Origin of the sequence: Aeromonas enteropelogenes, assembly GCF_020097295.1 — a bacterium.
In the GTDB taxonomy this organism is placed as follows: domain Bacteria; phylum Pseudomonadota; class Gammaproteobacteria; order Enterobacterales; family Aeromonadaceae; genus Aeromonas; species Aeromonas enteropelogenes.
On the sequence record NZ_CP083625.1, the window covers coordinates 1,378,030 to 1,403,463 of the forward strand.

The following is a 25,434-nucleotide window of genomic DNA, read 5'->3' on the forward strand; positions in this document are numbered from 1 at the left end:
ATACCCTTGAGGGCAGCTATTGCAATATGACAAAAATCCTTATTTTTTGCGGCTTTCAGCGCTAAATTCAGGTTATGTACATATCAAAAGGAATGGATGTTTTATTACTACAAAAAGCGTAAAAATCACGATTCCGACACGCCAAAATAGCCCAATATACGGTCCAAATCGGACAAGTTCTCGTAACTAATTACTAACTTTCCGCTATCCCGCTTGCCAGGCTGAAGTTGTACCTGATTACCAATTTTTTCCGCCAGCTGGCGTTCCAGGTAGCCAAACTGGGGATCGCGTGCCGTTTCCACCCTGGCTTTTTCCGGCTCCAGCGCCTTTTGCACCAGTTTTTCGGTATCCCGCACGGTCAACCCTTTCTGGGCAACCAGCTTGGCCAGCTCGGACTGGGCCTGGCCGCTCAGGGCCAGCAGGGCACGGGCATGGCCCATGTCGAGATCGCCGTGTTCGACGAAGCGCTTCACGTCATCGTTAAGCTGGTTGAGGCGCAGCAGGTTGGTCACAGTAGTGCGAGACTTGCCCACCGCCTCGGCCACCTGCTGGTGGGTGAGTTCAAACTCGGTCAGCAGCCGCTGCAGGGCGACCGCCTCTTCGATGGCATTGAGATCTTCGCGCTGGATGTTCTCGATGAGGGCGATGGCCACCGCCGACTCGTCGGGCACATCCTTGACGATACAGGGAACTACTTCGAGACGGGCCAGTTGGGAGGCACGCCAGCGTCGTTCACCGGCGATGATTTCGAAAGACTTTTCGGCGACGGGGCGCACCACGATGGGCTGGATCACCCCCTGGGCGCGGATGGAATTGGCCAGCTCTTCCAGTGCATCCTGCGACATATCCTTACGCGGCTGGTACTTGCCGGAGTGCAGCCACTCCACCGGTAGCTTGCGCAGCTCCCCCTGGTTGGCGGGGGCCATGGCCTGCTCGGTGCGCTGATCGCTCATCACCTGTTTCTGGCGGGCAGCCGTGCTGGTACTGAGCAGGGCATCCAGCCCCTTGCCCAGACCACGTTTTTTCAGAGTCATATGCTCTCTCGGTCTGCGATGGTCGCCTGACGCTCCTGTTCCTGGCGGCGCAGTATCTCGCCGGCCAGCGCCAGGTAGGCCTTGGCGCCCACCGATGATTTGTCATAGTGCATGGCCGGGGCACCGAAGCTCGGCGCCTCTGCCAGTCTTACGTTGCGGGGGATGATGGTGCGGTAGACTCGGTCACCGAAATGCTGTTTTAGCTGATCGGACACATCATTGGCCAGCCGGTTGCGGTGATCGAACATGGTGCGCAGCACCCCTTCGATCTTGAGATCCGGATTGACCACGGCCGCCAGCTTGCTGATGGTATCGACCAGGGCGGTAAGCCCTTCCAGCGCGTAATATTCGCACTGCATGGGCACCAGCACCGAGTCAGCGGCCGCCATGGCGTTCACTGTCAGCATGTTGAGAGAGGGTGGACAGTCGATGAAGACGTAGTCGTACTTGTCCCGCACCGAGGCCAGCGCGTTGCGCAGGCGGATCTCGCGGGCGAAGAACTCCATCAGACGGATTTCGGCCGCCGTAACGTCGGCGTTGGCGGCGATGAGGTGATAGCCCCCGGTGGTTTCGGGGATGATCACCTCGCCGATGGGGGCATCTTCGATCAGCAGCTCATAGGCGGTGCGCTCGACATCGTACTTGTCGACACCACTGCCCATGGTGGCATTGCCCTGCGGATCCAGATCGATCACCAGCACCTTGCGCCGGGTGGCAGCCATGGAGGCGGCCAGGTTCACACAAGTGGTGGTTTTACCCACCCCACCCTTCTGGTTGGCTATGGCGATGACTTTTCCCACACGATCCCCTAATTGATACTGCGACCCTATTCGGGCTGGATATGTTTGAATTCCAGCAGGTGACGTTCCCCTTCCAGTTCCGGCACCCGCAACTCATGACAGGCTACCAGACGGATATTGGCAGGCAACTGGGCCAGCTCCTGTTCGGGATATTGTCCCTTGAGGGCCAGGAAGCTGCCCTGTGCTGACGGCAGATGGTGACACCAGCTCAGCATGTCTTCCAGCGAGGCGAAGGCCCGGCTGAGCACACCGTCAAATCCCTGTTCGGGTTGATATTCTTCCACCCGGGATTTGACTGGCGTGACGTTGGTCAACCCCAGCTCCAGAATGACCTGGCGGATGAAGTTGATCCGCTTGCCCAGACTGTCGAGCAGCACGAACTGCTTGTCCGGATTGATGATCGCCAGCGGCAGGCCAGGCAAGCCGGGGCCAGTGCCCACGTCGATGAAGCGTTCCCCGTGCAAGTGGGGACTCACCACCAGGCTGTCGAGAATATGCTTGACCAGCATGGCGTCCGGATCACGCACCGAGGTGAGATTGTAAGCCTTGTTCCACTTGTGCAGCAACTCGACCAGCTGCACCAATTGGCTCTTTTGGGTATCGGTGATAACAATTCCGGCCTGCATGAGCAGGCCGTTCAATCTTTCCAACATGGTATTCCTCAGGCGGTTTTACGCAGCAGGCCGTGTTTTTTCAGGTGAACCAGCAGGATGGAGATGGCTGCCGGGGTGATCCCCGAGATGCGGGAGGCCTGACCAATGGTCTGCGGCTTGGCATCGTTCAGCTTGGTTTTCACCTCGTTGGAGAGGCCGTTCACATCGCGGTAGTCGAGATCCAGCGGCAGCAGGGTGTTTTCGTTGCGCAGCTGCTTCTCCACCTCGTCGTGCTGGCGCTCGATGTAACCGGCGTACTTGATCTGGATCTCCACCTGTTCGGCGGCGGCCGGATCGACGATGGCCGGACCGACCCCGTCGATGGCCATCAGGGCATCGTAGGTTACTTCGGGACGACGCAGCAGCTCTTCCAGGCTCTGCTCGCGAGTCAACGGGGTGTTGACCAGGGCGTTGACCGCCTCCAGTGACGGATGTTGCGGGTGGATCCAGGTCGAGCGCATGCGCTGACGCTCCAGCTCCACCTGTTCCATCTTGGCGTTGAACTTGCTCCAGCGCTCGTCGTCGACCAGACCCAGTTCACGACCGATGGTGGTCAGACGGATATCGGCGTTGTCTTCCCGCAGCAGCAAGCGATATTCGGCGCGGCTGGTGAACATGCGATAGGGTTCGCGGGTGCCCAGGGTGGAGAGATCGTCCATCATCACGCCCATGTAGGCCTGATCCCGGCGCGGATGCCAGGGATCCTTGTCCTGGGCACGCAGGGCGGCGTTCAGACCGGCCATCAGGCCCTGGGCTGCCGCCTCTTCGTAACCGGTCGTCCCGTTGATCTGGCCGGCGAAGAACAGGTTGGGGATGCATTTGCTCTCCATGTTCGCCTTGAGATCCCGCGGATCGAAGAAATCGTACTCGATGGCATAGCCGGGGCGAGTGATGTGGGCGTTCTCGAAGCCCCGGATCGAACGGACGATCTGCACCTGCACGTCGAATGGCAGGCTGGTGGAGATCCCGTTCGGATAGAGTTCATGGGTAGTCAGGCCTTCCGGCTCGACGAAAATCTGGTGCGCGGTCTTGTCAGCGAACCGGGTGATCTTGTCCTCAATGGAGGGACAGTAACGGGGGCCTATCCCTTCGATCACTCCGGCGTACATGGGGCTGCGATCCAGATTGTTGCGGATCACGTCGTGGGTACGCTCGTTGGTGTGGGTGACGTAGCAGGGGACCTGGCGCGGATGCTGGCTGGCATCTCCGATGAAGGAGAACACAGGACGCGGATCGTCACCGTGCTGCGCCTGCATCACGGAAAAATCGACGCTGCGGGCATCGATGCGAGGCGGAGTGCCGGTCTTGAGGCGATCGATGCGCAGCGGCATTTCACGCAGGCGCTGGGCCAATGCGATCGAGGGAGGATCCCCGGCGCGACCACCCTTGTAGTTTTCCATCCCGATGTGGATCAAACCGTTCAGGAAGGTACCGACGGTCAGTACCACCGTCTTGCCACTGATGCGGATCCCGCTCTGGGTCACCACACCGGCGACGCGATCCCCGTCCATGATCAGATCGTCACAGGCCTGCTGGAAGATCTTCAGGTTGGGGTAGTTCTCCAGCATCTGGCGCACGACCGCCTTGTAGAGCAGACGATCCGCCTGGGCGCGCGTGGCGCGTACCGCCGGGCCCTTGGAAGAGTTGAGGGTGCGGAACTGGATCCCGCCAAGATCGATGGCACGAGCCATGATCCCGCCGAGTGCGTCAACTTCCTTGACCAGGTGTCCCTTGCCGATCCCGCCGATCGCCGGATTGCAGGACATGTGCCCCAGCGTATCGATATTGTGGGTGAGCAGCAGGGTATTCATGCCCATGCGGGCCGCCGCTGTTGCTGCTTCTGTTCCGGCATGACCGCCACCGACGACGATCACATCAAATTGTTCATGGTATTGCATTGGGATCACCTTGATCTGCACGCCTGAAGATCTTTCTCTGCCTGGGCTAAAAGGGCGGATCATTCTATCTGTTTAGCGTCCTGAGGGGAACGTCTACTTAACGTTCAGTATGAAGGGAGGATCTGCTTATTAGATCTTAAGGATCTTTAGATCGATCTTTTACTGGATCTTTTATTAGGATCCGCCACTTCTGTTGATAAGCACTTTTTGATCATAAAGATCATTCAGTTAAGAACGATCCATGACTGTGGAAAAGCTTGGATCCTACCCCTTTTAACCCGGGGACAACCCTTGAATTTATGCACAACGCCAGGTGGGTCTGGATCTAATTCATAGGATAACTATAGGTTTTACAGAGGTTAAACCTGTAGTTATTCACAAAACTGACGGTTGCTGTGGGTAACCTTGTAGAACAACTTATCCGGATCCGGCTGTTAATAACCTGGTGGATAGCCGATCTGGGGATAAGTCGGGAGATCGCATTTTTTTGCGGATCTCCCGTTCCTGATCAGGCGATCATCGCCATCCACTCCCGGATCCACATTTCCGCCGCATCTTCCGGGATCTCGTGCTGGGTCACATCGATGTCGAGCCGCTCGCCGATCCGGCTGGCACCGCACTCGCTCAGCAGATGATCCAGCGTCTTGCCGCCCTGGCAGAAGGTGTCATAACTGCTGTCACCCAGAGCGATCACGCCATACCTGAGGTTATCGAGATCCGGACGCTGCTCGGCAAGATCCCTGGCGAAAGGCTGCAGGTTGTCAGGCACATCACCGGCGCCGTGGGTTGAGGTGACCACCAGCAGGATCTCCTCTGGTTCGCCCAGCACCTCGGCCAGTCGGGCCGGGTTGTGGATCCTGGTCTGATGGCCCGCCTGTTCCAGCAGGCTGGCGACGTGGTCTGCGACATATTCGGCGGCGCCCAGCATGGAGCCGACGACGATATTGAGTTTGGCCATGGAATGGATCCTGATTTCAGACAAGAAAGGAAGAGACAGATTCTACCGCCAAAGGGTGTGGATAAATATGGATAAAGCTTGGGGATAATGGATCCACCCAGAATGGCGGTCTGGATCCGGGGGCTGTGGGCCCTTTTCTGCTTTCTTATATGTCTCTCTTTACGGGGCGTTCCTGATGACTCCTTCTGTCGGCGAGAGCGGCTGGCAAGGCACCCACAAGAAGCTAATACGGATGGTAATGATTGCTAATAACTATATCGATTGAGCTGTTTCCTGTAGTAGGATTGCGCTGCTTTATTCACCCACGGAACAGGGTGATGTCGCTAAAAACGACCAAAAATAACAATTAAAACAACATAACTCATTGATATACGAGACTTAATATGATTGCGCAAAAAAACACTACAGGACTCTGCAGAAAGAGAGGGTTGGGTATGCTCTCGCTGTCCGGCCTGCTGGCCTCTCTGCCTGTGATGGCCGAACAGACTCCCGCCGAGCTGCCCAATGCCAGTGAAACCATGGTGGTCACAGGGACCGCCATGAAGGTGGAAGTGCCCATGGCCGAGACGCCTCGCGCCGTCTCCGTGGTTAACCGTGAAGAGCTGGACCAGCACGCCGTACTGAAGCTGGATGAGGCGCTGCGCTATCGCTCCGGCGTGCTCTCCCAGTCTTATGGTGCCGATACCGATGCCGACTGGTTCAAGGTGCGCGGCTTCGATGCAGCCTCTTATCTCGATGGCAACCGTCTGTTCAGCACCGGTTATTATGTCTGGACGCCGGAACCGTTCGGTCTGGAGAGTGTGGAAGTGCTGAAAGGCCCGGCCTCGATCCTCTACGGCGAGGCGCCTCCCGGCGGGGTGATCAATGCCATCAGCAAGCGACCGACTGCTACTCCCCAGGGGCAGGTGGATCTTCAGCTGGGCAACCGGGATCACCGACAAATCGGGGTGGATGTCTCCGATACGCTGACCGACAACAGCCGCTATCGCATGGTCGCCCTCTATAGCGAACGGGACGGCGTGCTGAACGGCAGTTACAACGATCGCGTCTATCTGGCGCCGAGCGTCACCCTGGATATCTCGGATCGCACCAGCCTGACCCTGCTGGCCAGCTTCAAGCACGACGAAGGGATACCCACCAACGGCTTCTTCCCGGTCTACGGTACCCTCAATACCTCGGGTGGCCAGATCGATCCCGCTACCAACCTGAGTCAGCCGGATTACGATCGCAACCGCAACACCCAGATCTCCGCCGGCTACGAGCTGGCCCACCAGCTCAACCAGACCTGGGAGTTCAAGCAGAACGTCCGCTTCAACTACAACGATCTGCTGCTGCGCCAGACCTATATCTTCCCGACCTATGAAGGTACCACTGCCTACCGTGGCCTGGTTTACCGCGATGGCGATACCAAGAGCGCCACCATGGACAACCAGATGGTGGGCTACTGGAACACGGATCGTACCGAGCAGACCCTGCTGCTGGGGGGGGATCTGCAGCGCCATGTCAACGAAGGGGTAGAGGCCGACTACTACGGCATGGGATCCATCAACACCTTCCACCCTGATTACAGCGGCTTCCCCGGGTTTGACGAGTCTACCGCCACCCACCAGAAGAGCACCAAGGGCCAGAGCGGCTTTTATGCCCAGCACCAGATCCGCTGGGATGATCGCTGGTTGCTGACCGCCGGTGGCCGTTTCGACTATGTGGAGACCCACAACACCAACGCGACCAAGAACGAGAAGCAGTATGACCACGAGCTCTCCCTCTCCGGCAGCCTGATGTATCTGGCCGACAACGGCCTCTCTCCCTACTTTGCCTATGCCGAGTCGTTCGAGGTGTTGCCGGGGATCGATCCCAATACCAGAAGCTCCTACAAGCCGCTCGAGGGCAAGCTCTACGAAACTGGTATCAAGTATGCGCCTGCCTTCCTCTACGGTTACATCAACCTGGCTCTGTTCGATCTGGCGCAGACCAACTCGCTCGTCTCTACAGGATCCGGCCAGCAAACCCAGGCGGGTGAAGTTACCTCCCGTGGCGTCGAGTTGGAGGGAAGCATACAGGCAACAGACGCGCTGCGTCTGACCGCCGCCTACACCTATACCGATGCCAAGACCAACGACACCGGCAACGGCGAGCGTCGTGCCAGCCTGATCCCGCGCCACATGGCCTCCTTCTGGGGTAACTACAAGGTGCAGCAGGGTGTGGCATCGGGTCTCGAGCTGGGTACTGGCGTGCGTTACGTCGGTTCCAGCGTCGGTATCGGTGCCGTGGATGCCGGCTACAACCCCATCTATGGCTCTGCCGAGGTGCCGGCCCATACCGTGTGGGATGCGATGATCGGGTATGACTTTGCCAAGAACTGGCGAGCCCAGATCAACGTCAACAACCTGCTGGGTGAAACCTATGTGGCCAGCTGTGACTACTACTGCTACTACGGCGAACCGCGCAGCGTAGTGGGCAGCATCAACTACCGCTGGTAATGAAGGCAGGGCGGGGGCCGAGGCTCCCGCCCTGTTTTTCCCGGCATCTTGTTTTGAGCATTCCCCTGAAATAGCGGTCCTTTATGGAACTCTTGTCTCTGGTTTACCGCCAATACCGTTGGCCCTTTCTCGCCATTGTTCTGCTCAGCCTGCTCAGTGCCGTCAGCGGAATTGGCGTGATAGCCTTTATCAATCAATCTCTTATCGAATCAGTTGGCGAGCCGCTACCAGTGCTCGGCCAGCTGATTGGCCTTATTCTGTTGCTGCTGGTGATCACCCTCGGCTCCCAGCTGGCCCTGACCACCCTTGGTCATCATTTTGTCTACCGGCTGCGCGGCCGTCTGCTCAAGCAGTTGCTGGATACCGATGTTGGCCGCATCCGTCAGATAGGGCAGGGGCCATTACTCGCCTCTCTCTCCAGCGACATCGGCCAGATCACCATCGCCTTCGTGCGCCTGCCGGAGCTGGTGCAGGGGCTGGTGCTCACCCTGGGATCGGCCATTTACCTGGGCTGGCTGTCGCCGGCCCTGCTCGGCGTCACCACCCTCTGGGTCACCGTCACCATGGTGGTGGGTTGGCTGCTGGTCAACCGGGTCTATCGCCACCTCTCCCGCATGCGTCAGGCCGAGGATCGGCTCTATCAGAACTATCAGGCGATCATCGCCGGCAGCAAGGAGCTGGCGCTCAACCGTGAACGGGCCCACTTCGTCTACCACCAGCTTTATCTGCAGAATGCGCAGGATTACCGCCAGCAGATCATCCGCGCCGACACCTATCACCTGAGCGCGGTGAACTGGTCGAATATCATGATGCTGGGAGCCATCGGCCTGGTCTTCTTCCTGGCCAACGGCCTGGGCTGGGCCAACACCAATGTGGCCGCCACCTTTGCCCTGACCCTGTTGTTCCTGCGCACGCCGTTGCTGCAGGGGATTGGTGCGCTGCCGACCCTGCTTGCCGCCCAGGTGGCATTCGACAAGATTGCCGCTCTGGCGCTGGCTGAGCCGGAACCCGATTTCCCGCTGCCGCCTGCCCCCCGCGCCTGGCGGCGCATCGAGCTGGAGCAGGTGAGCTTTCACTATCAGGGGGAGGGCGGCTTTGCCGTGGGCCCCATCGATCTCACCATCGAGAAGGGGGAGCAGATCTTCATCATAGGCGGCAACGGCTCCGGCAAATCGACCCTGGCCATGTTGCTGACCGGCCTCTATCAGCCTGTTTCTGGCCGGATCCTGCTGGATGGCGAGCCGGTCACCGATCGCAACGCCTATCTGGCGCTCTTCTCCGCCATCTTCACCGACTATCACCTGTTCCAGCACCTGCTGGGGCCGGAACCGAAGGACGCGCTGATCGCCGAGTGGCTGGAACGGTTGCAGATGGGCAGCAAGCTTGCCATCGAGGAGGACTTCATCACCGATATCGACCTCTCCCAGGGTCAACGCAAGCGGGTTGCCCTGTTGCTGGCACTGGCGGAGCAGCGCGAAGTGATGCTGTTTGACGAGTGGGCAGCGGATCAGGATCCCCAGTTCCGTCGCATCTTCTATCAGGTGCTGTTGCCACGACTGAAGGAGATGGGCAAGACGGTGATCGCCATCAGCCACGACGATCACTACTTCTCCCTGGCGGATCGCCTGCTGGAGATGCGTCAGGGCCGGCTCACCGAACTGACCGGTGAATGGCGCGAGCAGGCGAGCCGGGATGCGGTCGCCCATCTGGATTGCGAGGTGCCGGCCTGATGCCGGCAGCGATGAGACTGGCCTTTGGCCAGCACAGGTAAAGCTTATGTTTGAGATGAAATCAGCCAGCTTTGCGGTCAATGACCGCACGCTGCTGCACCCCACCGATCTGCGCTTCGAGCAGGGGCAGGTCTATGGCCTCATCGGTCACAATGGTTCGGGCAAATCCACCCTGCTCAAGCTGCTGGCCCGCCAGCAGCCGCTCAGTGGTGGCGAGATCCGGTTCGATGACAAGCCGTTGCAGGCATGGGGCAATCGGGATTTTGCCCGCCAGGTGGCCTATCTGCCCCAGCATCTGCCGAGCGCCGAGAACCTGCTCGGGCGTGAGCTGGTGGAGATGGGGCGCTACCCCTGGCGCGGCCTGCTGGGCCGCATGGGAGAGGAAGATCGTCGCCAGGTGGACAGGGCCATCGCCCTCACCCATACCGAACGCTTTGCCGATAGACTGGTGGACACCCTATCCGGTGGCGAACGGGGGCGGGTCTGGCTGGCCATGCTGCTGGCCCAGGAGAGTCGCTTCATCCTGCTGGACGAGCCGCTGGCAGCGCTGGATGTCGCTCACCAGGTGGAGGTGCTGACCCTGGTCAAGCAGCTCAGTCGTCAGCTCAATATCGGGGTCATCATCGTCATTCATGACATCAACATGGCCTCCCGTTTCTGCGATCGGCTGGTGGCGCTGCACTCAGGCCGCCTGCTGACCCACGGCGAGCCCGGGCAGATCATGACCCGCGAGACCCTGCACGCCATCTATGGCATCCCGATGGAGGTCATTCGCCACCCGGCCCATGACCACGCCATTGCCATCGTCTAACAGGGGGCCTCTCTTGAATCGTTTGTTGAAGATGGCTCCCTGCCTCGTCAGCCTGCTGCTGCCGTTTGCGACGCTGGCCGAACCGCAAGCCGTTGCCACAGAGGTCGGCAGCGGGACGCCCCGTATCGCTACCGTCGACTGGACCATAGCCGAAACCCTGCTGGCGCTGGGGGTGACACCGCTGGCAGTGGGGGATGTCGGTTCCTACCATGCCTGGGTCGGCGAACCCAGGCTGCCCGCTGAAGTGGTAGACATAGGCCTGCGGGCCGAACCCAACCGCGAACTGCTGGCCGAGCTGAAACCCGATCGCATCCTGATATCTCCACTGGCGGAGCCTTTGACCGCCACCTTGTCCCGCATCGCCCCCGTGCAGTCCATCGCCCTCTATGAACCCGGCAGCGATCTGTGGCAGCGGCTGCACGAGGCGACCCTGACCGTGGCCGGACTGGTAAACAAAACCGCCGAGGCAAGGGAGCAGCTGACCTCGCTGGATTCGGATCTGGCGCAGATGAAAGCCACTCTGCCCGCTGATATTCCCCCTCTGCTGGTGGTGCAGTTCATCGACGAGCGTCATGTGCGGGTATTTGGTCGCGACAGCCTGTTCGAGGCTGTGATTCAACGGCTCGGGCTGCGCAATGCCTGGACCGGGCAGACCAATGCCTGGGGCTTTTCGGTGGCCAGCATCGAGCAGTTTCTGGCCTTCCCCGAGGCGCGGCTGGTGGTGGTCGACCCCATTCCCGTCGGGGTGAACGAGCGGCTGCAGGAGCCCGGATTGTGGCAGCACCTGCCACTGGTCAAGCAGGCGCCCGTGCTGCATCTGCCCGCCGTCTGGAGTTTTGGTGGCGTCATCGCTGCCCGCCGTTTCGCCACCCTGCTCAGCGAGGCATTACTGCAGGATGCCAGGGCAGGAGGAGAGCCAAGATGACACGTCTCTTCCCGTTGCCGCTGCGGCGGCCCTCCCTGATCCTGCTGGGATTGACCCTCTCGCTGATTTGCTGGGAGTTGTCACGCCAGTTGCCAGCTTCACTCTGGTGGCAGAGCCTCTTCTCACCCGAACTGGAGGATGCCCGCCAGGCGGTAGTGTACTTCAGCTGGCTGCCGCGCCTTGCCATCTGCCTGCTGGCCGGCTTCGCCCTTGGGTTGGCCGGTACCCTGATGCAACAGGTGCTGCGCAATCCGCTTGCCTCGCCGACCACCCTGGGGGTCGCCTCCGGCGCCCAGCTGGCACTGATGATGGTGACCCTGTTCGCTCCCTCCTGGTTGCTGCTGGGGCGGGAGTGGATAGCCATGGCTGGTGGCAGCCTCGCCATGGCACTGGTGTTCGCCCTGGCCTGGCGCCGTCAGCTCAATCCCGTGGTCATCGTGTTTGCCGGTCTGGTGATCAACCTCTATCTGGCGGCCATCAGCATGGGGCTGCTGCTGTTCTTCCAGGAGGAGCTGAAAGGGTTGCTGGTGTGGGGCAGCGGCTCCCTGGTCCAGAATAGCTGGAGCGGGGCCACCTATCTGCTGCCGCGGCTGCTGGTGGCCGGTGTGCTGGCCGCTGTGCTGGTGCGCCCGCTGGCGGTGCTGGAGCTGGATGATGCCAGTGCCCGCAGCCTGGGGGTCTCCCTTCAGCATCTGCGTTTCGCCGGGCTGGGGTTGGCTGTCTTCATCACCGCCTGCGTGGTGAGCGTGGTGGGGCTGATCGGTTTTATCGGGCTGGCGGCCCCCGCCCTGGTGCGACTGCTGGGCATTCGGCGACTTGCCCTGCGGCTGGTGTGGGCGCCTGTCCTGGGAGCCTTGCTGCTGACGGCCACCGATCTGCTGCTGCAGACCCTGAGCCGCTTCTGGCCCGTGCTGATCCCGACCGGCGCCATGACGGCGCTGCTGGGCGCACCACTGCTGCTCTGGCTGATCCCGCGCCTTGGCATCAAGTCTGGCACGCCGAAGGCAAATGCCACCCTGCTGGTGGCCCGTCACCCGGCTCCGGCTCGTCTCATCGGCCTGCTGCTGCTCGGGTTGCTGGCAGCCGTCCTGATCTCCCTGCTGTTCGGGCAGGGGATGCATGGCTGGAGCTGGCCAAGCTGGCTCAGATGGCAGGCCCAGCTGGAGTGGCGACTGCCGCGTACCCTGGCGGCCGCTGCGGCCGGCGTGCTGTTGGCGCTGGCGGGCACCCTGCTGCAACGGGTCAGCAACAACCCCATGGCGAGCCCGGAGCTGCTGGGGGTGAGTGGTGGCACCTTTATGGGAGTGATAGGGACGGCGCTGCTGCTGCCCGCCTTGCCGCTGGCCATGATGCTGTTAGGAGGGCTGGTCGGCGCCTTCGGTTGCCTGTTGCTGCTGGTGGCGATCAACCGCAGACACGGCTTTCAGCCGGAGCGGATCCTGCTCTCCGGTATCGCCATCACGGCGCTGTTCGAGCCGCTGCAGGCCATCGCGCTCGCCAACGGCGACCTGCGAGTACAGCAGCTGCTCTCCTGGATGTCCGGTTCCACCTACTACGTCACCCTGCCGGTAGCATCCGCGCTGGTGGGCTTGGCGCTCCTGATGCTGGCGGCCTGCCTGCTGATCAGTTGCTGGCTCGATCTGATGCCGATGGGGGCGGCGGTAGCCACCGCGCTCGGCATTCGCCTGAGCTTGGCCCAGCTTGTCATCCTGCTGCTGGTGGCCATGCTCACCGCCAGTGCCACTCTGGTGGTGGGGCCGCTCTCCTTCGTCGGTTTGCTGGCACCGCACATGGCCAAGCTGATGGGGCTGGTGCGGGCGCGCTGGCACCTGCTCGGCGCCGCCGGATCCGGTGCTCTCCTGATGGTATCGGCCGACTGGATCGGCCAGCAGATCCTGTTTCCGCAGGATGTGCCGGTGGGACTGGTCTCCACCCTGTTAGGAGGTGCTTACTTCATGTGGTGCCTGCGCAGGATCTAGCCTGTTGTTTGAAAAATGAGTACAAATCGAGCGTTGAGCGAGGGATAAAAATCACGGGGCTGAGTGATCGGCAAAGCGGAGAGGGAGGCATCATGCCTCCCTCTTCTTATTGGTTATCGTCCGGATGTCCGGATTGTGTTTTCCCTAGCGCATCTATGACGTAGTCGAGGAAGTGGCCGACCAGGGCCGACTCGGCCCGGCGCTGGGTGTAGAGGGCGTAGAAGCCGGCCCCCTTGGGACGGTAGTCAGGCAGAACCTCGCGCACCACCCCCTCGGCCAGCTCGGCCGCCACCAGGTAGCGCGGCAGGCGGGCGATCCCCAGCCCCTGGCGCATCGCCTGGTGGATCGCCTTCTTGCTGCTGAAGGCCAGCTCGCCCGCCACTTCCAGCGGGATCTCGCGCCCCTGGGCAAGCAGGGTCCAGCGCTCGTGACGGCTGTACTCCTGGCAGCGGGTGATGAGGGGGTGTTGCTGCAGATCCTGCGGCCCGTTCAAGGGCGGGTGGCGGTCGAGGTAGTCGGCGCTGGCGCAGAGCACCAGATCGTCCACCGCGATGGGGCGCGCCAGGTAAGGCTGGGTGCCGAGCTCGGTGCTGCGAAACGCCACGTGCAGGTTGTCGCGCAGCTGGTCGGCCGGGGTATTGCTGAAATCGGCGATGATCCGCACCTCGGGGTGGTCGGCGCGAAAGCGCAGCAGCACAGGGGTCAGCACCACCTCGCCCCACAGATCCGGCGCCGTGATGCGCAGCTCCCCGCACAGTGTCGAGCGGCGGCGCTGCAGGCCGTCCAGCAACTGCTCGTGCAGGGCGATCATCTGGTCAGCCTGGCGGTAGGCGAGCTCCCCCGCGTCGGTCAGCTGCACCCGGCGGGTGGTGCGGCTCAGGAGCGTGTTGCCGAGGCTCTGCTCCAGGTGGCGCAGATCCTTTGACGCCTTGCTCGGGGTGATGCCGAGGTGGGCCGCCGCCGCGGCGAAGGATCCGCAGCGGACGATGGCGACCAGCAGGCGCATCAGGTAGAGGGTGTCGAGCTTGTGGTGACTCATGTGTGACGGCCTATTGTGTCTTGCTGGGAATGAATGCCTTGCTTGTACGCCTGATTATATCCTGAGTGCCCGGGTTTATAGTGGCGACATTCCATTGCGATCCCGGGAGAGGGTGATGAACAAGGCACTTGGCGACAGCTTCCACTTCGAACGGGCCGGATTGCGGCTCAAGAACCGGGCCGTGCTGGCCCCTTTGACCCACAACATGAGCGGCGCCGACGGCGATCCCGCTCAGGCCGAGCTCGACTGGCTGGCGCGCTGCGCCCGTGGCGGCTTCGGCCTGCTCATCGCCGCCGCCACTCAGGTGCTGCCTGGTGGGCGCTGCTGGGCGGGGCAGCCGGCCCTGATGACCGACACCCAGCAGCAGGCCTTCACGGCCCTGGCCGACAGTGCGCGGCAGGTCGGGGCGCTGGCGGTGGTGCAGCTGCATCACGGCGGGATGCGGGCCCTGCCCGAACTGAACGACGGGGCGCCGGTCGGACCGTGCGCGCTGGCACCGGGCGGGCGCTACCCGCTCGGGGTCAAGGGGCTGACAGAGGAGGGAATTCTTACGCTCATGGAAGCCTTCGTGCGCGCCGCCGAGCGGGCCCATGGCGCCGGCCTGCACGGGGTCGAGCTGCACGCCGCCCACAACTTCCTGCTCTGCAACTTCCTCAACCCCCTGCACAACCGGCGTACCGACCGCTGGGGTGGCAGCATCGCCAACCGGGCGCGGATCCTGGTGGAGATAGTGCGCGGCATCCGCGCCCGCCTGCCCCGGAGCTTTCTGATCGGGGTGCGCCTCTCCCCCGAGAGCTATGCCCATATTCAGGGCATCGAACTGCCCCATCAGCTGGCGGTGGCGCGCCTGCTGGCGGACGAAGGGATCGACTACCTGCACTTCTCCATGGGGGACAGCTTCAAGGCGGTGGCGGGGGATCCCGATGGCGGTGCCCTGCTGGAGGCGGTGCGGGGCGGGTTGGCCGGGCGGGTGCCGCTCATGGTGGCGGGCAAGATTAGCGACGCAGATTCGGCCAAGCTGGCTCTGGCCGGCGGCGCCGACCTGGTGGCGGTGGGCACGGCGGCTATCGGCAATCCGGACTGGATGGAACGGGTGAGCCGCGGCCTGCCGCTGCAGCGCGCCCCCTTCACGGCGGCGCTCCTCACGGAGATCGGCTTCACCCCAAGGGCCCTCGACTATTTGGCCGGCATGGGGGTGCTGGCCCCCCGTGATGCGGCCTGAGGGGGTCATGATGAGCGAGTGGACCCTGCTGCTGATGTTTATCCCGACCTTCTTTCTCATCTCGGTCTCCCCGGGCCTTTGCATGATGCTGGCCATGAGCTTTGGCGCCAGCCTGGGGCTGCGCCGCACCTTGTGGGTCATCGGCGGCGAGCTGGCCGGGGTGGGGCTGATCGCCCTCACCGCCTTGCTCGGCTACGCCCGGGTACTGGCCGAGCAGCCGGCCCTGATGCAGGGCTTTAAATACCTCGGCGCCCTCTATCTGCTCTGGATGGGGGTGGCGAGCTGGCGTGGCGGCGGGCAGGCGGGGGCGACCCGCCAGGAGGACAGCGGCCGCCTTGGGCTGGTGCTGCGCGGCTTTACCGTCGCCATCTCCAACCCCAAGTCCTGGCTCTTCATGATGACCCTGCTGCCTCCCTTCATCAGCCCGGCGCTCTCAACCGAGCTGCAGACCCTGCTGTTCGTCGCCCTGGTCATCCTGATCGAGTGCGTCAACCTGCTGCTCTACGCCTACGGCGGGCAGCGGGCGAATCGGCTGTTACAGGGGCAGGGGCGCGGGGATCTGCTGGGGCGAGTTTCCTCTCTGCTGATGATGGGGGTCGCTTTCTACTGGCTAGTCGGTGGTTGATATCAATCGAGGGGGAGCCCTGTCCGCCATGGTGTTCAAACCATGGCGGACGGGGTTATCAGGAGGCGTCAGGAGCCGCGAGAAGATGGGGATGCCGTCAAACGGCATCTGTTTCTTGCTGGCTCCCGGTGTTGTAGTTCGGCCTTATTTGCCGATGCAGAAGCTGGAGAAGATCCGGCCCAGCAGATCGTCTGAGCTGAACTCGCCGGTGATCTCGGAGAGGGACTCCTGCGCCAGACGCAGCTCTTCGGCCACCAGCTCGCCGGCGACGAATACCTCCAGCTGCTCCTTGGCCACCAGCAGCCGCTCGGCGGCCCGCTCCAGCGCGTCCAGATGGCGGCGGCGGGCCATGAAGCCCCCTTCGGTATTGCCCTGAAAGCCCATGCAGGCTTTCAGGTGCTCGCGCAGGGCGGGCAGCCCCAGCTCGGTCTTGGCGGAGATGCGATAGACGGCGTGGCCCAGCTCCTCGCTCGGCGCCAGATCTTCACCGGTCAGGTCGGCCTTGTTGCGAATAACGGTGAGGCCGATGTTTTTTGGCAACCGATCAACAAATTCCGGCCAGATTTCCCGCGGGTCCACCGCATCTGTCGTCGTGCCATCCACCATGAAGAGCACCCGGTCGGCCTGCTCGATCTCGGCCCAGGCGCGCTCAATGCCGATTTGCTCCACCTTGTCCTGGGTGTCGCGCAGGCCGGCGGTGTCGATGATGTGCAGCGGCATGCCATCCAGGTGGATGTGCTCGCGCAGCACATCGCGGGTGGTACCGGCGATCTCGGTGACGATGGCGGACTCGCGTCCGGCCAGGGCATTGAGCAAGCTCGACTTGCCGGCGTTGGGACGACCGGCGATTACCACCTTCATCCCTTCCCGCAGCAGGGCGCCCTGCCTGGCTTCACCGCGCACGGCGTTCAGATCCGCCATGATGGCGTAGAGATCCCCCGCCACCTTGCCGTCGGAGAGAAAATCGATCTCTTCATCCGGGAAGTCGATGGCCGCTTCCACATAGATGCGCAGGCGGATCAGGCTCTCCACCAGCTGCTGGATTTTGCTGGAGAACTGTCCCTGCAGGGAGTGCATGGCACTGCGGGCGGCCTGCTCGCTGGAGGCTTCGATGAGGTCGGCGATGGCTTCGGCCTGGGCCAGATCCAGCTTGTCATTCATGAAGGCGCGCTCGCTGAACTCGCCGGGGCGGGCAGGGCGCAGCCCTTTGATCTGCAGGATGCGGCGCACCAGCATGTCCATGATGACCGGGCCGCCGTGGCCCTGCAGCTCCAGCACGTCTTCACCGGTGAAGCTGTTGGGGGCCTTGAACAGCAGGGCGATGCCCTGATCCAGCACTTCGCCTTGCTCATCCCTGAACGGCAGATATTCGGCGTAACGCACTCGCGGGCGTTTGCCGAGTACTATCTCGGCCACCTGTTCGGCGGCGGGACCGGAGACCCGGACTATGCCGACGCCGCCACGGCCGGGGGCGGTGGCCTGGGCCACGATCGTATCTGTAGTCATCTTGCTTGGCTCGTTTGTTCGGTAATTGGTGGACATTGTAATAAAAAAGGCGGCCCGAAGGCCGCCTCTTTTGTCATCACAGGAAGATTGGCTGCGCATCAGTTGCGTGAGTGCAGGCCTTTCTTCTCCAGCTGACGGTAGATGATGGTCTGCTGGATGATGGAGATGACGTTGCTCACCAGCCAGTACAGGGTCAGACCTGCCGGGAACCAGAGGAACATGAAAGTGAAGATGATCGGCATGAACTGCATCACTTTCTGCTGCATCGGGTCGGTAATGGTGGTCGGGCTCATCTTCTGCAGATACCACATGGAGGTACCCATGAGGATTGGCAGCACGAAGAAGGGGTCCTTCACTGACAGGTCGGTGATCCACAGGGCGAACGGCGCGTGACGCAGCTCAACGGATTCCATCAGTGCCCAGTACAGGGCGATGAAGATCGGCATCTGGACCAGGATCGGCAGACAGCCACCCAGCGGGTTGACCTTCTCCTTCTTGTACAGCTCCATCATGCCCTGAGACATCTTCTGACGATCGTCGCCGAAGCGCTCGCGCAGGGCAGCAATCTTGGGCTGCAGCATACGCATCTTGGCCATGGAGGTGTACTGGGCCTTGGTCAGCGGGAACATGATGCCGCGCACCAGCAGGGTCAGCATGATGATGGCCACACCCCAGTTCTGGACAAAACCGTGGAACACGGTCAGCAGCCAGTGCAGCGGTTGGGCGATGAACCAGAGCCAGCCGTAGTCGACGGTCAGGTCGAGGTGGTTGGCTACCTTGGCCATCTGGTCTTGCAGCTTGGGACCGACCCACAGCTTGCTGGTCAGTTCGACCTGCTGACCGGCGGCCACGTCAACCTGCGGCGCCTTGTAACCGATGATGGCCTGGGCTTTGCCCGGGATCACGCGGCTGTAGAAGCTGTTGGTGTCGTTGGCATTCGGCGCCCAGGCAGAGACGAAGTAGTGTTGCAGCATGGCGACCCAACCACCCTGGGTGGTCTTGCTCAGGTCGGCATCCTTCATCTCGTCGAAGGTGTACTTCTTGTAGCGGGTGTCTTCGCTGGAGAAGGCGCCACCACGGTAGGCGCTGGCCACCATGGCATGACCTTCCTGATCCTTCGGCGTTGCAATGGTCTGCTTCAGCTGACCATAGAACTGTACCTGGACCGGCTCGGCAGACTTGTTGTCGATCTTGTAATCGACGCCAACGGCGTAGTCACCGCGCTTGAGCACGAATTCCTTGGTGAAGACTACACCCTTGCTGTCGGTCCAGGTCATGGGAACCACGACTTGATCCTGACCGTCGGCCAGCTGGTAGCTGGTCTGGGCGGCTTCATAGGTGGGACGACCTTCGGCCTGGCTGTCAGGGCCATTGCGACCAACCAGGCCGCTCTGGGCGACATAGATGTGGTCAGGCTGGCTGGTCAGCAGCACGAACGGCTTGTCCTTGCCCTCTTCCAGCTTGTGGGCCAGCAGTTCGGCAGAGACGATGTCACCACCCTGGGTATCCAGGGTCAGCTTGAGCACGTCGGAGGAGACGGTGATCAGCTTGCGTGCGGCGCTCGCATTGGCTTGCTCGGAAACCTGAGGAATATCACCGGACTGACCGGCTTCAGGTACGAATTGTTCGGTTTGGGCCACGGTTGTCGGGGCCGGCTTCGGAGCCTTGTCGGACTCCCACTGTTGCCAGAGCAAAAAGCTCACGAACAGCAAACCGATCAGGAGTAGATTGCGTTGTGATTCCATAGTCTTCAGTTTCTTCGCTTTGGTTGCGGAACCGGGTCATAACCACCCTCGGATAAGGGATGGCATTTTAATAGACGTTTGCTAGCTAACCAAACGCCTTTTATGAAACCGTGAAGTCGGATTGCTTCTATCGCAAATTGGGAACAAGTCGGGGTAAAACGGCAGCGCGGCCCCAGCAGGGGACTAATGATTAGCTGATACAGGCGTATCAGTTTGATAGCTACCCATTGCAACGGCGTGACAGAGTGCGCCATAGCTTTTCCAGTAACTTGAACAGTTCCTCGTTATCCATCTCTTTCACACCGGCCTTGGCGATCACCACGATGTCGATAGCGGGCAGCTGATGCTGTTTGAGGCGGAAACTTTCCCGAACCACACGTTTGACACGGTTACGCCAGACGGCACGCTTGAGTGCTTTTTTGGGCACGGCGAGACCAAGACGTGGGTGTTCGAGTGAATTGGGGCAGGCGAGAAGCGTAATTTGCGGGGAAGCGGCCCGGACAGGCTCGGCGAATACGCGTTTGAAGTGTTCGGGAGTTAACAGACGTAACTCCCGAGAGAAGGTGTGCTGGGTAGGCATTAAACTACCAGACGAGCACGACCCTTGGCACGACGAGCGGCCAGAACTTTACGACCGTTGGCAGTAGCCATGCGGGCGCGGAAACCGTGAGAGCGCTTGCGCTTCAGGTTGGACGGTTGAAAAGTACGTTTCATGATTCGATTCCGTATTACTGTACAGTTTTGATTGTCACACTTAGCCGACGCGCCAGCTATAGCGTGTGACGACTAGCAAAAGAGGCCGAATTCTAAACAGAGTTCGGCTTTTAGTCAATCCGCCGTTCCCTTCCATCCTGTTCCGGTCTTGAAAGGACCATGGCAGGGTGTGAGGATCCGGAGGATCAAGGGCTCCGGATTATACTGGCTGGCCGTTGTTAAACAAGGGATCCGCCAATAAAAAAGGCGGCCAGGCCGCCAAAGAGAGAGCTATTTCAGCACTTTGCGCAGGAACTCCCGGGTACGGGGATCCTTGGGATCGACCAGTATCTGATCTGGCGGACCCTGCTCCACGATCCGCCCTCCCTCCATGAAGATCACCCGATCGGCGACATCCCGAGCGAATTCGATCTCATGGGTGACCACCACCATGGTCTGGTGCTGGCGTGCCAGTTTCTTCATCAGCCCCAGCACCTCGTCGACCCATTCGGGATCGAGGGCTGACGTGGGCTCGTCAAACAGGATGACCTTGGAGTGGGCCGCCATGGCGCGGCCTATGCCCACTCGCTGCTGCTGGCCGCCGGAGAGGGAGGCCGGGTAGGCATCCTTCTTGTCGGCCAGGCCTATGTCTTCCAGGATGCCGAGGGCGGTGGCGCGGGCCTCCGCCTTCGGCTGCTTCCAGACGGTGATCAGTCCTTCGGCAATGTTGTCCTGCGCCGTCTTGTTGGCGAACAGGGCGTAGTTCTGGAACACGAAGGAGGCTCGCTTGCGCAGCTCGATGGCCTGCTGTTCGCTGGCGCTGGCCAGGTTGAGTTGCAGGTCGTCGATGACCAGCTGGCCCGCATCCGGGGTTTCCAGCAGGTTGAGGCAGCGCAGCAGGGTCGACTTGCCGGTCCCCGAGGGACCGATGATGACGACGATTTCCCCTTTTTTGACCTCCAAATCGATGCTGTTCAGCACCTGGTTGCCGTCATATGCCTTGGCGAGGCCGGTTAGCTTGATCATGGTGGCCCTCCTTTAATAGGCACGGTTGAGGCGCACTTCCAGCAGATGCTGCAAGCGGGTGAAGAAGATGACCACTACCCAGTAGACCAGGGCCACCGCCATGAAGCTCTCGAAGAACTTGAAGGAGGAGGAGGCCTCCATCTGCGCCTTGCCCATGATTTCGGCCACCCCCAGGGTAAACGCCAGCGAGGTACTCTTGATCATGTCGATGAAGTAGTTCATCAGCGACGGGGTCGCGATGCGGGCCGCCTGCGGCAGAATGATCCGTTGCATCGCCTGGTAACGGCTCATGCCGATGCTAAGCGAGGCCTCCATCTGGCTCTTGTGTATCCCCAGAATGGCGGCACGGATCGACTCGGCCATGTAGGCGGCGAAGTGCAGGGTCAACCCTATGATGGCGGCAGTAAAGGCATCCATCCCCACGAAGATGGGGAAGAGTTGCGGCAGCCCGTAATAGAGCAGGAACAGCTGGACGAGCAGCGGAGTACCCCGAAAGAACGAGATATAAAGCATCGCCAGCCAGTGAATTGCGGGAACGCGAAAGACCCGTACTATCGCCAGGGCCAGCGACAGTACGAGTGCAAATACGAATCCCCACAGGGCCATTTCCATCGTGGTGCCCAGGTATTTGAGCAGAATGGGAAACAGCCCCAGCGTGTATTCGAAGTCGAAATCCATCATTTATTTGGTCGTGATATCCGCGGCGAACCATTTCTCGGAAATTTGACGCAGGGAACCATCCTTGCGCATGGCGGTCAGGGCCTCGTCAACCTTCTTCAGCACCACCTCTTTCTCCGGAGTCTTCAGGAAGGGCAGGGCGTTCTCGATGGTTTCGAACGGCGCGCCAGCCTGTTGCAGCGGCAGCTTGGACTCCTTGATCAGCTGGGCGGTGGAGACGCGGTCCATCACGAAAGCATCGATACGACCCAGAGCGACGTCCTGCTCGAAGTTGGAGTCATAGGTGCGGATATCGATCTTCTTGTTCGGGTCGTTTTTGCGCAGCAGCTCTTCGAAGTTGGAGCCGAGGTTCACGGCCACCGTCTTGCCTTCCAGGTCCTTGAAGCCATGGATGGTGCTGTTGCCCTTGCGGACCACTATCTGGGCGCCGTCATAGACGTAAGGCTGGGAGAAGTTGTACTTGGCCTTGCGCTCGTCGGTGATGGTGATCTGGTTGGAAATGGTGTCGATACGACCGGTTTCCAGCATGCCGAACAGGCCGGAGAAGCTGGCAGTCACGAATTCAACCTTGTAGCCGGTGCGTTCGCCGATCTGGTTCCACATATCCACTTCAAAGCCCTGCAGCTTGTCCTGCTTGACGAAGGTGAACGGGAAGTATTTGCCGGACATGCCAACCTTGATGGTTTCCTGGGCGATGGCTTGGCCGGACAGGGTGGCCAGCAGAATGGCAGCGCCGGAAATGAGCTTGATAGATGTTTTCATGGGGTTTCTCTCTCTGAATGTCTTGTATTTGTAGTTGGAATAACTGGTTTCGCGCTGATGTTATTGGAATAAAATTTAAAAAATAAATGACATTTTGTTATATGAAATAACATGACGATGAGGTCCGGATCCATCGTTTATGGCGGTGGATCAAGCTGTGGGTAACTTTGGGGATGAATGATGATCCAATGGCGCTGGATCCTTGAAAGTCAAGGATCTTATTTGCTGGATCCACGGGGTGACGGCTGGAGATCCGGCGGCTAAAAAAGTAGAATAGCCGGTCTTTAGTTAATCAATCGACAGGAGTTTAGAGTGACTGCTTCGCTATGGCAGCAGTGCCTTAACCGGCTGCAAGATGAGTTGCCCTCGGCAGAATTCAGCATGTGGATCCGGCCGCTTCAAGCGGAGTTGAGTGACAATACTCTGACCCTGTATGCACCGAATCGCTTCGTTCTGGACTGGGTACGAGACAAGTACCTCATCCGGGTGAACGGCATCATCAATGAACTCTGCGGGGTCGATGGCCCCGCCCTGCGTTTTGATATCGGTAATCGTCCCCATCCCGTGGCCGTCGCCAGAGCGCCGGCACAGGGCGCCGCACCTGTGAATAACTTGCAGAAGAGCTGGGAAAGCAAGGCCGAAGCCAAGCCGGAACCGAACCACAAGAGCAACACCAACGTGAACTATACCTTCGAGAATTTCGTCGAAGGTAAGTCCAACCAGTTGGCCCGTGCGGCTGCCCGTCAGGTGGCGGATAACCCGGGTGGCGCTTACAACCCGCTGTTCCTCTATGGCGGCACTGGTCTGGGTAAAACTCACCTGCTGCACGCCGTCGGTAACGCCATCAAGGAGAGCAAAAAAGATGCGAAAGTCATCTATATGCACTCCGAGCGGTTCGTCCAGGACATGGTGAAGGCGCTGCAGAACAACGCCATTGAAGAGTTCAAGCGCTATTACCGCAGCGTCGACGCCCTGCTCATTGATGACATCCAGTTCTTCGCCAACAAGGAACGCTCCCAGGAGGAGTTCTTCCACACCTTCAACGCCCTGCTCGAAGGCAACCAGCAGATCATCCTGACCTCGGATCGCTATCCGAAGGAGATCAACGGTGTCGAGGATCGTCTCAAGTCCCGCTTCGGCTGGGGCCTGACCGTGGCGATCGAGCCGCCGGAGCTGGAGACCCGGGTTGCCATCCTGATGCGCAAGGCGGACGAGAACCAGATCCACCTGCCGGACGAAGTGGCCTTCTTCATCGCCAAGCGGCTGCGTTCCAACGTCCGTGAGCTGGAAGGGGCTCTTAACCGGGTGATCGCCAACGCCAACTTTACCGGCCGTGCCATCAACATCGATTTCGTGCGCGAAGCGCTGCGCGATCTCTTGGCGTTGCAGGAGAAGCTGGTCACCATCGACAATATCCAGAAGACGGTGGCGGAGTACTACAAGATCAAGCTGGCGGATCTGCTCTCCAAGCGCCGTTCCCGCTCCGTCGCCCGTCCTCGCCAGTTGGCGATGGCGCTGGCCAAGGAGCTGACCAACCACAGTTTGCCGGAGATAGGTGATGCCTTTGGTGGCCGTGACCACACCACCGTTCTTCATGCCTGCCGCAAGATCGAGCAGCTGAAGGAGGAGAGTCACGACATCAAGGAGGACTATTCCAACCTGATCCGTACCCTTTCTTCCTGATAACGGAACCAAGTGCACAGATGCAGATCGAATATTCCAACCTGATCCGAATCCTTTCCTCCTAATCACTACGGAGAGCACAGATGCAGCTCGAAATTAGCCGTGAGGCCCTGTTACGTCCTCTGCAACTGGTGTCCGGCGCCCTCGGTGGCCGACCGACCCTGCCGATCCTCGGCAACGTGCTGCTTGATGTCAGCAACGGTCTGCTGTCACTGACCGGTACCGATCTCGAAGTGGAGATGATCGGTCAGGTCTATCTGAACGGGGCCAGTGAAGATGGCCGCACCACAGTGCCGGCACGCAAGCTGCTGGATATCTGCCGCGGCCTGCCGGAAGGCGCCGAGATCCGTCTCAATACCGAAGGCGAGCGCCTGATCATCCGTTCCGGCCGCTCCCGCTTCAACCTGTCGACCCTGCCGGCGACCGAATACCCGAACATCGAGGACTGGGAGTCCGTGCTCGAGTTCGACATCAGCCAGCTGGAACTGAAGAAGCTGATCGATGCTACCCAGTTCTCCATGGCGAGCCAGGACGTACGCTACTACCTGAACGGCATGCTGTTCGAGAGCGAAGGGCATGGCTTGCGCACTGTGGCGACCGATGGTCACCGTTTGGCTACCTGCCGCCGCGAGGTAGTGGGGGAATCGCTGCCCGATCATCAGGTTATCCTGCCGCGCAAAGGGGTACTGGAACTGGTGCGTCTGCTGGAGGCGGAAGACAAGCCGGTGCGGCTGCAGATCGGTCGCAGCAACCTGCGCGCCGCCCTCGACGGTTTCATCTTCACCTCCAAGCTGGTGGATGGCCGCTTCCCGGACTGGCGCCGTGTCATTCCGCGCAACAGCGACAAGGCCCTGATCGCCGGTCGCGAGGATCTGCGCCAGGCCTTTGCCCGTGCCGCCATCCTCTCCAACGAGAAATTCCGTGGTGTGCGTCTCAATCTGCAGGAAAACCTGCTGCGCATCACCGCCAACAACCCGGAACAGGAAGAAGCCGAAGAGCTGCTTGACGTACAATATGCCGCTGGCGAGATGGAGATCGGCTTCAACGTCTCTTATGTGCTGGACGTGCTGAATACGTTAAAATGTGACCAAATCCGGGTCAGTCTGAGCGATTCCGTCAGCAGTGCCATTATTGAGGATTTTGACAATCAGGATGCTCAGTACGTGGTAATGCCGATGCGGATCTAG

Annotated in this window: 23 protein-coding genes; 9 read left to right on the forward strand and 14 right to left on the reverse strand. The window is 60.7% G+C overall.

Going from position 1 to position 25,434, the window contains the following annotated elements:
• Positions 1 to 125: 125 nt before the first annotated feature.
• From LA321_RS06510 to mioC, 5 genes are all read right to left on the reverse strand, one after another.
• A complete protein-coding gene (locus LA321_RS06510; protein WP_042025372.1) occupies positions 126 to 1,034 on the reverse strand; it encodes a ParB/RepB/Spo0J family partition protein in 909 nt (302 codons plus the stop codon).
• The gene (locus tag LA321_RS06515) at positions 1,031 to 1,834 is read right to left on the reverse strand and encodes a ParA family protein (RefSeq protein WP_026455863.1); all 804 of its coding nucleotides are present in this window, start codon (positions 1,832 to 1,834) and stop codon (positions 1,031 to 1,033) included. The genes LA321_RS06510 and LA321_RS06515 overlap by 4 nt, the downstream gene beginning before the upstream one ends.
• A 26-nt stretch (positions 1,835 to 1,860) precedes the next feature.
• Complete coding sequence (gene rsmG, locus LA321_RS06520) at positions 1,861 to 2,487, reverse strand: 16S rRNA (guanine(527)-N(7))-methyltransferase RsmG (RefSeq protein WP_042073499.1); 627 nt, start codon at positions 2,485 to 2,487, stop codon at positions 1,861 to 1,863.
• An 8-nt stretch (positions 2,488 to 2,495) separates the two neighbouring features.
• Positions 2,496 to 4,385 carry a tRNA uridine-5-carboxymethylaminomethyl(34) synthesis enzyme MnmG gene (gene mnmG / locus LA321_RS06525; protein WP_042073524.1) on the reverse strand — a complete coding sequence of 630 codons (1,890 nt, stop codon included), beginning with the start codon at positions 4,383 to 4,385 and terminating at the stop codon, positions 2,496 to 2,498.
• Between the two features lie 508 nt (positions 4,386 to 4,893).
• On the reverse strand, positions 4,894 to 5,343 hold the full coding sequence (mioC, locus tag LA321_RS06530; RefSeq protein WP_042025374.1) for an FMN-binding protein MioC: 450 nt from the start codon (positions 5,341 to 5,343) through the stop codon (positions 4,894 to 4,896).
• A 383-nt stretch (positions 5,344 to 5,726) separates the two neighbouring features.
• Between mioC and LA321_RS06535 the strand changes: the two genes are divergently transcribed.
• The 5 genes from LA321_RS06535 (at position 5,727) to fhuB (ending at position 13,268) form a co-directional block, all read left to right on the forward strand.
• Positions 5,727 to 7,823 carry a TonB-dependent siderophore receptor gene (locus tag LA321_RS06535; RefSeq protein WP_042073497.1) on the forward strand — a complete coding sequence of 699 codons (2,097 nt, stop codon included), beginning with the start codon at positions 5,727 to 5,729 and terminating at the stop codon, positions 7,821 to 7,823.
• 83 nt (positions 7,824 to 7,906) lie between these two features.
• Positions 7,907 to 9,553, forward strand: a complete 1,647-nt coding sequence (locus LA321_RS06540) for a multidrug ABC transporter permease/ATP-binding protein (protein WP_042073495.1) — start codon at positions 7,907 to 7,909, stop codon at positions 9,551 to 9,553.
• Between the two features lie 46 nt (positions 9,554 to 9,599).
• Entirely contained in the window at positions 9,600 to 10,364 is a 765-nt protein-coding gene (locus tag LA321_RS06545) for an ATP-binding cassette domain-containing protein (protein ID WP_042073493.1), read from the forward strand.
• 31 nt (positions 10,365 to 10,395) lie between these two features.
• Complete coding sequence (locus LA321_RS06550) at positions 10,396 to 11,289, forward strand: ABC transporter substrate-binding protein (RefSeq protein WP_042073523.1); 894 nt, start codon at positions 10,396 to 10,398, stop codon at positions 11,287 to 11,289.
• The gene (gene fhuB, locus LA321_RS06555; protein ID WP_042073491.1) at positions 11,286 to 13,268 is read left to right on the forward strand and encodes a Fe(3+)-hydroxamate ABC transporter permease FhuB; all 1,983 of its coding nucleotides are present in this window, start codon (positions 11,286 to 11,288) and stop codon (positions 13,266 to 13,268) included. Before LA321_RS06550 ends, fhuB begins: the two co-directional genes overlap by 4 nt.
• 106 nt (positions 13,269 to 13,374) lie before the next feature.
• On the opposite strand, the gene LA321_RS06560 is transcribed toward fhuB, so the two are convergent.
• Complete coding sequence (locus tag LA321_RS06560; RefSeq protein ID WP_042073489.1) at positions 13,375 to 14,307, reverse strand: LysR family transcriptional regulator; 933 nt, start codon at positions 14,305 to 14,307, stop codon at positions 13,375 to 13,377.
• A 115-nt stretch (positions 14,308 to 14,422) separates the two neighbouring features.
• Here LA321_RS06560 and LA321_RS06565 point away from each other — a divergent pair, with 115 nt between their 5' ends.
• Complete coding sequence (locus LA321_RS06565; RefSeq protein ID WP_042073487.1) at positions 14,423 to 15,529, forward strand: NADH:flavin oxidoreductase; 1,107 nt, start codon at positions 14,423 to 14,425, stop codon at positions 15,527 to 15,529.
• Between the two features lie 7 nt (positions 15,530 to 15,536).
• The gene (locus LA321_RS06570) at positions 15,537 to 16,154 is read left to right on the forward strand and encodes a LysE family translocator (protein ID WP_224212246.1); all 618 of its coding nucleotides are present in this window, start codon (positions 15,537 to 15,539) and stop codon (positions 16,152 to 16,154) included.
• A gap of 144 nt (positions 16,155 to 16,298) precedes the next feature.
• Here the strand turns inward: LA321_RS06570 and mnmE are convergent, their stop codons facing one another.
• The 8 genes from mnmE to LA321_RS06610 form a co-directional block, all read right to left on the reverse strand.
• A complete protein-coding gene (gene mnmE, locus LA321_RS06575; protein WP_042073486.1) occupies positions 16,299 to 17,660 on the reverse strand; it encodes a tRNA uridine-5-carboxymethylaminomethyl(34) synthesis GTPase MnmE in 1,362 nt (453 codons plus the stop codon).
• 98 nt (positions 17,661 to 17,758) lie between these two features.
• Positions 17,759 to 19,405 (reverse strand): membrane protein insertase YidC, encoded by a 1,647-nt coding sequence (gene yidC / locus LA321_RS06580; protein ID WP_042073483.1) that lies wholly within the window; start codon positions 19,403 to 19,405, stop codon positions 17,759 to 17,761.
• 5 nt (positions 19,406 to 19,410) lie between these two features.
• Positions 19,411 to 19,659: a membrane protein insertion efficiency factor YidD gene (gene yidD, locus LA321_RS06585; protein WP_010672280.1), complete on the reverse strand. Its 249-nt coding sequence runs from the start codon at positions 19,657 to 19,659 to the stop codon at positions 19,411 to 19,413.
• Entirely contained in the window at positions 19,626 to 19,985 is a 360-nt protein-coding gene (gene rnpA, locus LA321_RS06590; protein ID WP_026457269.1) for a ribonuclease P protein component, read from the reverse strand. The genes yidD and rnpA overlap by 34 nt, the downstream gene beginning before the upstream one ends.
• Complete coding sequence (rpmH, locus tag LA321_RS06595; RefSeq protein WP_005307156.1) at positions 19,985 to 20,119, reverse strand: 50S ribosomal protein L34; 135 nt, start codon at positions 20,117 to 20,119, stop codon at positions 19,985 to 19,987. The genes rnpA and rpmH overlap by 1 nt, the downstream gene beginning before the upstream one ends.
• A gap of 270 nt (positions 20,120 to 20,389) precedes the next feature.
• Positions 20,390 to 21,124: an amino acid ABC transporter ATP-binding protein gene (locus LA321_RS06600; RefSeq protein ID WP_042027057.1), complete on the reverse strand. Its 735-nt coding sequence runs from the start codon at positions 21,122 to 21,124 to the stop codon at positions 20,390 to 20,392.
• A 12-nt stretch (positions 21,125 to 21,136) separates the two neighbouring features.
• Positions 21,137 to 21,805 carry an amino acid ABC transporter permease gene (locus LA321_RS06605; RefSeq protein WP_124239400.1) on the reverse strand — a complete coding sequence of 223 codons (669 nt, stop codon included), beginning with the start codon at positions 21,803 to 21,805 and terminating at the stop codon, positions 21,137 to 21,139.
• Positions 21,806 to 22,564 carry an amino acid ABC transporter substrate-binding protein gene (locus tag LA321_RS06610; protein WP_026456356.1) on the reverse strand — a complete coding sequence of 253 codons (759 nt, stop codon included), beginning with the start codon at positions 22,562 to 22,564 and terminating at the stop codon, positions 21,806 to 21,808.
• Positions 22,565 to 22,876: 312 nt separating this feature from the next.
• Here LA321_RS06610 and dnaA point away from each other — a divergent pair, with 312 nt between their 5' ends.
• Together dnaA and dnaN are read left to right on the forward strand one after the other, a co-directional pair.
• Complete coding sequence (gene dnaA, locus LA321_RS06615; RefSeq protein WP_042027058.1) at positions 22,877 to 24,247, forward strand: chromosomal replication initiator protein DnaA; 1,371 nt, start codon at positions 22,877 to 22,879, stop codon at positions 24,245 to 24,247.
• Positions 24,248 to 24,330: 83 nt separating this feature from the next.
• On the forward strand, positions 24,331 to 25,434 hold the full coding sequence (dnaN, locus tag LA321_RS06620) for a DNA polymerase III subunit beta (protein ID WP_026456354.1): 1,104 nt from the start codon (positions 24,331 to 24,333) through the stop codon (positions 25,432 to 25,434).